This is a genomic window from Actinomycetota bacterium, from assembly GCA_035759705.1.
Lineage (GTDB): Bacteria > Actinomycetota > CADDZG01 > JAHWKV01 > JAHWKV01 > JAJCYE01.
In genome coordinates this window covers 1-8,228 of record DASTUJ010000174.1, presented here as the reverse complement: position 1 = coordinate 8,228, position 8,228 = coordinate 1, and the positions used below count along the sequence as shown (strand labels likewise).

Sequence of the window (8,228 nt, the reverse complement as noted above, 5' to 3'; positions counted from 1 at the left end):
TTCCGGACGGTGATCACGTACTGCCGGCCGACGAAAAAGTCCACCTCGGTGGTCTCCAGCTCCACGTCCCGCCGGTCACCGGGGCGCGCGTCCTTGTCCACCAGCCACGCAGCGTAGACGGCAGCGAACAGGTGGCGGCGGTAGCGATCGATCTTGGGGCGCTGGTGGGCGTGGGTTGCGTCCTCTATGGCCAGCGGGTGCAGGCCGAACTCCTCCTTGAACAGGCCGAGCTCCTCGGAGGTGGGCTGAACGAGGTCAAGCCAGACGACGTGGTCGTCGAGTGCCAGGTAGTCGGAGATGAGCGCAGGGTCGCAGTTCTCGGCCAGCAGCTGGCCCTTTTGATAGACCCTGGTCCGTATCATTCGGCAAAGCCTACCTTCGTGCCCCGGGCATTAGGAACAAATTTAAAGCGCAGGAGGTTACGCGACTTGCCGAGTGCCCTACACTGGTTGGGTCTGTCCTTGAAGCCGCGCCGACAGCTCTTGGGCTGTTCGTTAGACTGATGCGCCGGAGGCGCCTCAAATCCCGGGTTCGGGAGGCGGGGCAGGTCCTCAGCAGTTGTGCCCTCTTAGCTCAGTCGGTAGAGCGACGCCATGGTAAGGCGTAGGTCCGCGGTTCGATTCCGCGAGAGGGCTCGGAATACAGGGGCGTTAGATAGGTGTACAAGCTTTAGCGGCGTAGCTCAGAGGCAGAGCAAGCGGCTCATAATCGCTGTGTCGGCGGTTCGATTCCGCCCGCCGCTACTGACGTGGCTCAAGCTACGGCACATCGCGGGACGCCAAAGATTAGGTAGTCTCTTGGTAAGACCGAATTTGTTTAGAGAAGAGAATAAACGAGGCTAACAGGTAGCCGGAAGGGAAGTAGGCATGGCAAAGGCGAAGTTCGAGCGGAACAAGCCGCATCTCAACATTGGAACCATTGGACACATCGACCACGGCAAGACGACGCTCACGGCCGCTATTACCAAGACCCTGACGGACAAGGGCCTGGGCAACTTCTTCACTGCCTTCGATCAGATCGACAAGGCACCCGAGGAGAAGGCTCGTGGCATCACAATCACCATTGCGCACGTTGAGTACGAGACGCCCAACCGTCACTACGCTCACGTCGACTGCCCGGGTCACGCCGACTACATCAAGAACATGATCACAGGCGCAGCCCAGATGGACGGCGCAATCCTGGTCGTGTCCGCAGCCGACGGCCCGATGCCTCAGACCCGTGAGCACGTGCTTCTGGCACGTCAGGTCGGTGTGCCTTACATCGTCGTGGCCATGAACAAGTGCGACATGGTGGACGACCCGGAGATCCTGGACCTGGTTGAGCTCGAGGTTCGTGAGCTCCTCAGCTCCTACGACTTCCCGGGCGACGACCTCCCCGTCATCCGCGTCTCGGCGCTGAAGGCGCTCGAGGGCGACGCAGAGGCCCAGGCCGGGGTCATGGAGCTCATGGACGCCTGTGACAACTTCATTCCCCAGCCCACCCGTGACATCGACAGGCCGTTCCTCATGCCGATCGAGGACGTCTTCTCGATCACCGGTCGTGGAACCGTCGTAACCGGTCGTGTCGAGCGTGGTGTGGTCAAGGTCGGCGACACCATCGAAATCGTCGGCATCCGGGAGAAGGTGCAGCAGACCGTTTGCACCGGCGTCGAGATGTTCCGCAAGCTGCTCGACTCCGGTCAGGCCGGCGACAACATCGGCGCTCTGCTCCGAGGCATCGACAAGAACAACGTGGAGCGCGGACAGGTCCTGGCGAAGCCGGGCTCGATCACCCCGCACACGCAGTTCGATGCTCAGGTCTACGTGCTCGGCAAGGACGAAGGCGGCCGTCACACGCCGTTCTTCAACAACTACCGCCCGCAGTTCTACTTCCGTACTACGGACGTAACCGGTGCGGTGACCCTGCCCGAGGGCATCGAGATGGTCATGCCTGGTGACAACACGATCATGCACGTGGAGCTCATCCAGCCCATCGCCATGGACGAGGGCCTTCAGTTCGCCATCCGTGAGGGTGGACGGACGGTCGGCGCAGGCCGAGTCATCAAGATCATCAAGTAGTAGGAGCTAGAGACAATGGCAGCCAAGAGCGACAAGCGGCCCCATGTGACTCTGGCGTGCCAGGAGTGCAAGCGCCGCAACTACATCACCACCAAGAACCGCCAGAAGCAGCAGGGTCGGATGGAGCTGAAGAAGTACTGCAGATGGTGCAGGCTTCACACCGCTCACCGGGAGACCAGGTAGTTCTGATCTCCCGATGCGGGCGTACGGCGCCCCATTCGAGCCAATTGAATACGCATCAACCTCACGCGGAGCGCCCTGTAACTTTCGGGGCGCTTTCCGCGTCTGGGGGTTAGGCAACCATTTTGGACGTCCCCGACAGTGTCATCAAAGCATGCCAAGAGGGCGACCAAGCCGCGTTTGAGGAGTTGATTCGATTGACCCACGCTTCGGTGTACTCATTGTCACTCCGAATAGTGGGCAACCCGGAAGATGCTGCCGAGGTCACCCAGGACGTTTTCATCAAGCTCCTGCGGGTCATCAAGCAGTTTCGGGGAGAGGCCAAGTTTTCCACCTGGCTCTACCGGGTCACCTCCAACGTCGCAATCACGCTGCTGCGCAAAAGGTCCCGCAGGAACGTCGAAGTTCGCATGGAGCCGGAGGATTGGAGCCTCCTGCCCGCAATCGAGTCTTCGGACCCCGCGGTCACCGCCGAGCAGCACTCGCTTCGGGCGAGGCTTGATGCGGCCATCGCATCGTTGCCGGAGGACTACCGGACCATCGTCGTCATGAAAGACGTCTACGGCCTGGGGTTCGACGAGATCGCCGAGCAGCTGGGTATCCAGGAGGGCACGGCCCGGGTAAGACTATTCCGGGCCCGCCAGAAGCTCAGGGTGCTGCTGCACGACGAATTGGCGGCGGGATGAGTGAAAAGGTAGAGGTAATGGAGTGTTCACACGCACGGGAGCATTTCCCGGCATTTGACGAAAAGACGTTTCCGCCCGGGGTTCTGGGCCACCTGGAGTCCTGCGAGAGCTGCCGCGCCGAGCTGGCCGAGTACCGCAAGCTGGAGGCCCAGCTGGGATCGCTGGCCGCCATGGATATCCAGCCGCCGGCATGGCTGCTGGGCACCGTCACCGAGAGGGTGGCCGAGGCGGCCCGCAGGCGTGCAGTCATCGAGGAGACCCGCAAGCAGCTCGGCCGTGCCACCACGGTCACCACCAGGCAGATCGGCGAGCACCGGGTAGCCGCCGGCTCGGCGTTGGGCCTTGCGGTCCTGGCCGGAGCGGTCCTGTTCGGACGTCGCCGCCACGGGGTGAAGGTAGCGGCCTGAGAGCGCCCTTTGTAACCAACCTGCGAGATCTGCGTCAGATCAGGCACAGAAAACTCGGGAAACGCTCCGGCCGCCGGCCGGGGGAGGAGCCCGAAAAAGCAGGAGGTTTCGAATGGAAGTTCTCGCCGCAGTGGTCCTCGGTATCGCCGCCGGCATCTTCATCAAGGGAGTCTTTCTCAAGGACTCCAGCATCTTGTGGGATGTCGTGCTGGGAGCAACCGGAGGTCTCGCCGCCTACTTCCTGGCGGGCCAGCTTCCGGAGGACATCTACGGTTACGTCGCCACCCTCGGCACCGCAGTACTGGTAACGGGTGTGCTGGCCGGACTCGTAGGCAAGGTCAACAAGACCACCACCGTCTAACGAAGCAAGCACCAACAAAGAGGGCGCCTCAGGCGCCCTCTTTGTTTTGTGCCGAGGGCAGGCAATAGACTGCCATCGACCGGTTAGGATGGGTCCGCTTTGCCGGGCTTTGCTGCGCCGAGTGGTCCATCGCCTATACTTATTCGGTTGCAGACGGGCACTGCCGAGTGCTTATCGTTTAGGCCCGTGGCTCAATTGGTAGAGCACCGGTCTCCAAAACCGGGGGTTGGGGGTTCAAGTCCCTCCGGGCCTGCCGGATTTACCTAATCCCTATACGTCGGAGTTCACAAGCATGGCAACAGATGGTGAGAAGCAGGGCAAAGAGGCCGTAAAGCCGGCCGGCGGCGCCAAGCCGGCGTCCGGTCGCGCCAAAACCGCGGCCAAGCCCGCCGGTCGAGCAGCAGGTACCGCTGGCAAGTCCACGTCCCGGCCGGCAGGTCGAGCAGCCGCCAAACCGGGGGACAAAGCCGGCGCAAAAGCTGCCGCCAAGCCCGCAGCGAAAACCGCACCCAAGCCTGGAGCCAAACCCGGCGCCAAACCGGCAGCTAGGCCCGCCAGGGGCGCGACCGCTACCGCCAGGGCGGACAAGGCAGCACCCAAAGCTTCCGCCGGCAAAGGAACCAAGACCGAGGAGCCCGGCACCGACGGCACCGGGACCGGTGTCAACCGTGAGATGAAGCGGGCGATGAAGAAGCGTGAGGGCGCCGCCGACCGTTTGAAGCGCGCTCCCACGGCCCCGAGCCGCAAACGCACCAAGCCGCTGACCTTCCTCAAGGAGGTAAAGGGTGAGCTTGGCCGGGTTGCGTGGCCCACCCGGAACGAGGTCATCACCTACAGCGTGGTGGTGCTCGTCACGGTCATCTTTTTTATGGTGGTAATCGCAGGAATCGATTATGTGGCTCTAAAGGGAGTCCTGTTCTTGATCGACCGAGGAGGCAGGTAATTTGGCTGAAGATCAAGGTCTTGCTGTGACCGATGAGCCGGCAAGCGATGAGGACAGTCAGACGTCTGTCTTGAACGGTAGCGCAGGAACCTCGGAGGCCGAGGTCGACGACTCCGTGGAGGAGACCGACGAGGCCGCTGAAGCCGCGGAGGCGGCCGAAGCCCGGGACCACGACTTCGAGGTCCCGTTCAGCGAGCGGGCGGGCGACTGGTTCGTCGTCCACACCTACGCCGGCTACGAGAACAAGGTCAAGGGCAGCATCCTCACCCGCATCAACTCCATGAACATGGAGGAGAAGATCTTCGAGGTCGTCATCCCCATGGAGGACGTCATGGAGTTCAAGGGTGGCAAGAAGCAGGTCGTCCAGAAGAAGGTCTTCCCCGGCTACCTGCTGGTCCGTATGTACCTCGAGGACGACTCCTGGTACGTGGTCCGCAACACCCCGGGCGTCACTGGCTTCGTCGGGTCGGGCGCCAAGCCCATCCCTCTGGCTCCCAAAGAGGTCGAGAAGATCCTTCGGGTCAAGCCGGTCGAAAAGCTCAAGCCCCGTCTGGAGTTCGAAGAGGGCGAAAGCGTCCGGGTGGTCACCGAGCCCTTCTCCAACTTCACCGGAACCATCTCCGAGATCAACGTGGACCAATCGAAGCTCAAGGTGCTCGTCAACGTGTTCGGCCGGGAGACCCCGGTGGAGCTGTCCTTCGAGCAGGTCGCCAAGCTCTAGAAAATCTAAGGAACGGAAAACCAATGGCTAAAAAGAAGAAGGTCCTGGCAATCGCGAAGCTGCAGATTCCCGCCGGGCAGGCAACTCCTGCGCCTCCGGTAGGTACTGCGCTCGGCCCTCACGGCGTGGCGATCATGGACTTCGTGCGTCAGTACAACGAGAAGACCGCCTCCCAGCAGGGGATGGTCATCCCGGTTGTCGTCACCATCTACGACGACCGCACCTTCGACTTCGTGCTGAAGTCGCCCCCGGCCGCAAACCTGCTCCGCCAGGCTGCCGGCATCGACAAGGGGTCGGCCGAGCCGAACCGGACCAAGGTCGGCACCGTCACCGGTGACCAGATCCGCAAGATCGCCGAGACGAAGATGCAGGACCTCAACGCCACGGACATCGAGGCGGCGGCGAAGATCATCGAGGGCACCGCCCGTTCGATGGGGATCAACGTAGCCTAGGAACGAACCGCAGCAACATCGAGGGCACTGCCCGCTCGATGTGATCGACAGCAACCGGCCCCGGAGCCGGCTGCAGGGCAGGAGGAGACGGGCACAGGGCCCCCTTCGACCAGGAAGGCATTTGATATGAGCAACAAGGGCAAGCGTTACGACGCAGCATTCGCCAAATACGACCGCAGCAAACTCTACGAGCCGGCCGAGGCGCTGAAGCTGGTCAAAGACATGGCGGCCGCCAAATTCGACGAAACCGTCGAGCTGAGCGTTCTGCTCGGCCTGGACGTCCGGAAGGCCGACCAGCAGGTTCGAGGAACCGTCAGCCTCCCCAAGGGCACCGGCAAGACGCTTCGTGTCGCCGTCTTCGCCCAGGCCGAGCGTGCACGTGAGGCGGAGGAGGCAGGAGCGGACGTCGTCGGAGACAAGGACCTTGCCGAGCGCATCGAGAAGGGCTGGACCGACTTCGACATCGCCATCGCCACCCCCGACATGATGCCGGTCGTCGGAAAGCTCGGAAAGATCCTCGGCCCCCGCGGCCTGATGCCCAACCCGAAGTCGGGAACCGTCACCACCGACGTGGGCAAGACGGTCCGTGAGTTCAAAGCCGGCAAGATCGAGTACAAGACCGACCGCCAGGCCAACGTCCACACGATCATCGGCAAGGCGTCGTTCCCGGTGGAGGACCTGGCCGCCAACTACCTCACCGTCGTGGACGAGATCATTCGCGCCAAGCCGTCCGCAGCCAAGGGTAAGTACATCAAGAGCATGGCGGTCTCGTCGACCATGAGCCCCGGGGTTCGCATCGACCCCACGGCAGCAAAGAAGCTGGAGCTGGCGGCAGACGCCGACTAGGTTTCACAGCATTGGGTAACACAGGGCGGACGCATCCGCGGCATTCATTGCCGTCCGCCTTCGTTTTGAGACAAGATACCGCTTGAGAAGAGGGCGGCGGGATAATCCCCATCGCAGATCGGGATCGACAAAGTGCCTGACTTTGAAGCACAATTTCATATTCCTCCGGTGTCTACCGGAATCGGCGAAGCACGCCGTTTTACCCGCGACCGCCTAAAGACCTGGGGCCTGCTGGCGGTAGCCGACAACGCGATCCTAATGATCAGCGAGCTCGTCACCAACGCCATCCTTCACGGGGGTGAGGGGGCCGTTCTGACCCTGACCTACGACGATCTCAAGGTCCGGGCCGAGGTGCGCGACTCCAGCCCCGCCATGCCGGTGGTTCGAAGCTACTCGGAGACGGCCACCACCGGAAGGGGCATGGTGATCGTCGATGCCCTGGCCGCCGCGTGGGGCACCTTTGCGGTCGACGGCGGCAAGGTGGTCTGGTTCGAGCTGGCTACCGGTGGTGCCGGGGATGATGTGGAAGCCCGCGAGCATCCCGTGCGAACCAAGCCCGCCACCGAAATCAGAACCGCCGACTTCAGGGTCACCACCTCTCCGGATACCGAGCAGTTCCGCCCGCGCAGCCGTCTGGCCCCCGCCGTCTCCGGAGCATGGCTTTGACGGACGAGAGTCCACCCGAGCTCGTAACCATTCGTTTGATCGGCGTGCCGCTGGATATCCAGGTGCGCTCCTCCGAGCACCAGGACGGCCTTCGCCGGGAGTTCCGCATGCTCGTTGAGGAAGGCCGCGCCGACTCCAGCAGCGTTCCCGGCCGTTTGGTGGCCCTTGCCGCGGAGCTGGACCGGCGCTTCCAGGCGTTCGGCGCAGCCGGGCGGGCCGAGATGGAGGCTGCAATCGCCCGCGGCGACGCCAGCGTCGACTTGACTTTGGAGGTCCCACGGGCCGTCGGTCCGGCTGCCAGGGATTTCGGGAGGATGCTCGAGGAGGCCGATGAGTACTGTTCGGCCGGAGAGCACCTGCTTACGCTCTGCACGCCGCCGGACGTTGTGGTCTATCGAAACTGGGCGATCGACGAGCTCGTGCATCAGGCCGAGGGGGCATTGCCGATTCCGTGGCCGTCCTACAAGGCGGCCGCCGGCGAAGGGGAGCAGCAGACGGGCTAGACGCCCGGAAACTCGGCCACCCGAGCGGCGGTGGGCCTAGGCGATGGAGAGAACCCGGGAGAGGCCGCTTACCTCCAAGACACGGCGAGTCTGTTCCGGCACCGCCCTGAGGGTGAGGTTGCCCTCGGAGTTCCTCAGGCGCTTGAGTCCTGCGACAAGCACCGAGAGCCCGCTGGAGTCGATGAAGTCCAGGGAGGCCATGTCCAGGACCACGTTGGTGACACCTGAGGTGTGGAGCTCCAGAAGCTTCTCGCGGAGACGGCGTGCAGTGTGGAAGTCGAGGTCGCCCGACAGACCGATGACTGTGACGTCACCCTCGGTAGCCACGGTCATATCGAAGTTGGACGACATCGGTTGCCCTCGCCTGGTCCGGAATGGGCCCTCAGTGTAATGGTTGTGCGTTGCA

Annotated in this window: 13 protein-coding genes and 3 tRNA genes; 14 read left to right on the top strand and 2 right to left on the bottom strand. The window is 62.9% G+C overall.

The features are described 5' to 3' along the window. The coding region (locus tag VFV09_11950; protein ID HEU4868425.1) for a CorA family divalent cation transporter at nt 1–362 on the bottom strand (362 nt) is incomplete at its 3' end. A 200-nt stretch (nt 363–562) separates the two neighbouring features. On the opposite strand from VFV09_11950, the gene VFV09_11945 reads away from it, so the two are divergent. The 14 genes from VFV09_11945 to VFV09_11880 all read left to right on the top strand — a co-directional run bounded on the left by VFV09_11945 (nt 563) and on the right by VFV09_11880 (nt 7,822). Next, nucleotides 563–635: transfer RNA gene (locus tag VFV09_11945), tRNA-Thr, on the top strand. A gap of 36 nt (nt 636–671) precedes the next feature. Further along, nucleotides 672–743 (top strand) — tRNA-Met (locus tag VFV09_11940). A gap of 123 nt (nt 744–866) precedes the next feature. Beyond that, nucleotides 867–2,057, top strand: coding sequence for an elongation factor Tu (tuf, locus tag VFV09_11935; GenBank protein ID HEU4868424.1), 1,191 nt, complete (start codon nt 867–869; stop codon nt 2,055–2,057). 15 nt (nt 2,058–2,072) lie between these two features. After that, on the top strand, nt 2,073–2,240 hold the full coding sequence (rpmG, locus tag VFV09_11930; GenBank protein ID HEU4868423.1) for a 50S ribosomal protein L33: 168 nt from the start codon (nt 2,073–2,075) through the stop codon (nt 2,238–2,240). Between the two features lie 122 nt (nt 2,241–2,362). After that, complete coding sequence (locus tag VFV09_11925; GenBank protein HEU4868422.1) at nt 2,363–2,923, top strand: sigma-70 family RNA polymerase sigma factor; 561 nt, start codon at nt 2,363–2,365, stop codon at nt 2,921–2,923. Beyond that, entirely contained in the window at nt 2,920–3,330 is a 411-nt protein-coding gene (locus VFV09_11920; protein HEU4868421.1) for a hypothetical protein, read from the top strand. The genes VFV09_11925 and VFV09_11920 overlap by 4 nt, the downstream gene beginning before the upstream one ends. A gap of 112 nt (nt 3,331–3,442) precedes the next feature. Beyond that, nucleotides 3,443–3,691 (top strand): hypothetical protein, encoded by a 249-nt coding sequence (locus VFV09_11915; GenBank protein ID HEU4868420.1) that lies wholly within the window; start codon nt 3,443–3,445, stop codon nt 3,689–3,691. A 180-nt stretch (nt 3,692–3,871) separates the two neighbouring features. Next, nucleotides 3,872–3,944: transfer RNA gene (locus tag VFV09_11910), tRNA-Trp, on the top strand. Nucleotides 3,945–3,983: 39 nt separating this feature from the next. Then, nucleotides 3,984–4,634, top strand: a complete 651-nt coding sequence (secE, locus tag VFV09_11905; protein ID HEU4868419.1) for a preprotein translocase subunit SecE — start codon at nt 3,984–3,986, stop codon at nt 4,632–4,634. A 70-nt stretch (nt 4,635–4,704) separates the two neighbouring features. Further along, a complete protein-coding gene (nusG, locus tag VFV09_11900; GenBank protein ID HEU4868418.1) occupies nt 4,705–5,355 on the top strand; it encodes a transcription termination/antitermination protein NusG in 651 nt (216 codons plus the stop codon). A gap of 23 nt (nt 5,356–5,378) precedes the next feature. Then, nucleotides 5,379–5,807, top strand: coding sequence for a 50S ribosomal protein L11 (gene rplK / locus VFV09_11895; protein ID HEU4868417.1), 429 nt, complete (start codon nt 5,379–5,381; stop codon nt 5,805–5,807). Between the two features lie 126 nt (nt 5,808–5,933). Beyond that, entirely contained in the window at nt 5,934–6,653 is a 720-nt protein-coding gene (gene rplA, locus VFV09_11890; protein HEU4868416.1) for a 50S ribosomal protein L1, read from the top strand. Nucleotides 6,654–6,821: 168 nt separating this feature from the next. Then, nucleotides 6,822–7,319, top strand: a complete 498-nt coding sequence (locus tag VFV09_11885; GenBank protein HEU4868415.1) for an ATP-binding protein — start codon at nt 6,822–6,824, stop codon at nt 7,317–7,319. Beyond that, nucleotides 7,310–7,822, top strand: coding sequence for a hypothetical protein (locus tag VFV09_11880; protein ID HEU4868414.1), 513 nt, complete (start codon nt 7,310–7,312; stop codon nt 7,820–7,822). The genes VFV09_11885 and VFV09_11880 overlap by 10 nt, the downstream gene beginning before the upstream one ends. 36 nt (nt 7,823–7,858) lie before the next feature. Here VFV09_11880 and VFV09_11875 read toward each other — a convergent pair whose 3' ends face one another. Continuing rightward, the gene (locus VFV09_11875) at nt 7,859–8,173 is read right to left on the bottom strand and encodes an STAS domain-containing protein (protein HEU4868413.1); all 315 of its coding nucleotides are present in this window, start codon (nt 8,171–8,173) and stop codon (nt 7,859–7,861) included. Nucleotides 8,174–8,228: the final 55 nt, after the last annotated feature.